This is a genomic window from Methylophaga sp. UBA1464 (assembly GCF_002325665.1).
Taxonomy (GTDB): domain Bacteria; phylum Pseudomonadota; class Gammaproteobacteria; order Nitrosococcales; family Methylophagaceae; genus Methylophaga.
This window is the reverse complement of sequence record NZ_DCSO01000086.1, coordinates 17,067-18,113: the sequence shown is the minus strand read 5'-3', so window position 1 is coordinate 18,113 and position 1,047 is coordinate 17,067. Positions and strand designations below refer to the sequence as shown.

Annotated in this window: 2 protein-coding genes; both read left to right on the top strand. The window is 47.9% G+C overall.

What is annotated here, in order from left to right; translation table 11 throughout:
• Nucleotides 1–754: 3-methyl-2-oxobutanoate hydroxymethyltransferase (panB, locus tag B3O33_RS11060; RefSeq protein WP_414673290.1), on the top strand; the 754-nt coding region annotated here is incomplete at its 5' end.
• Nucleotides 754–1,047 (top strand): pantoate--beta-alanine ligase (locus B3O33_RS11055; RefSeq protein ID WP_292363591.1); only part of this gene is annotated, 294 nt, incomplete at its 3' end. The genes panB and B3O33_RS11055, both read left to right, overlap by 1 nt.

Genomic DNA, 1,047 nt, shown 5'->3' with positions numbered 1-1,047 from the left:
CGAGCACAATAAAATTGCTGTATTAACGGCCTATGATGCGACGTTCAGTCATGTACTTGAACAGGCTGGAGTGGATATTGTTCTGGTTGGCGACTCGCTGGGAATGGTGATTCAGGGGCAGGAAAGCACTTTGCCAGTGACAATGGACCATATGGTTTATCACACGGCGAATGTGATTCGCGGCAGTGAAAGCCTGTTTGTGATCACCGATATGCCTTTTATGAGCTATGCCAATATTGATCAGGCTTTGCATAATGCCGCCCGTTTGATGGCTGAAGGCGGCGCACAGATGATTAAACTGGAAGGCGGTGCTGAACAGGTTGAATTAATCTCGGCATTGACCCGGCGTGGTATTCCGGTCTGCGGCCATCTCGGATTATTACCGCAGTCGGTTCATAAACTGGGTGGCTATCTGGTACAGGGCAGAGAACAGGCCGCGGCAGATAAAATCTTGCAGGATGCGATCAGTCTGGAAAAAGCAGGTGCCGATATGTTGGTACTTGAATGTGTGCCTGCTACCTTGGCAAAACTCATCAGCGAAGCGTTAACCATACCGGTGATAGGTATTGGTGCTGGAGCTGATTGCGATGGTCAGGTGTTGGTGCTATACGATATGTTGGGTATTACGCCGGGTAAACGGCCGCGTTTCAGCCATGATTTTCTGGCTGATTGCGGTCATATCCCTGCGGCAATCAGCCGTTATGTTGAAGCTGTTAAGAACGGCAAATTCCCCACTGCTGAGCAACAATATTAATGCAGATTGTTGAGTCTATTCTGAGCTTGCGTGGCCAGATAAAAACCTGGCGCGTGGCGGGTGATACCATTGCATTTGTCCCGACCATGGGTAATCTGCATGATGGTCATATTTCACTGGTCAAAAAAGCCCAGACATTGGCTGATAAAGTGGTCGTCAGTATTTTTGTCAATCCATTGCAGTTTGATGACAAACAGGATTTAGCGAAATACCCACGCACATTACAGGCGGATATAAAAAAACTGATGCAGGCTGGTTGTAATCTGTTATTCACGCCTGATACTGACGTTATG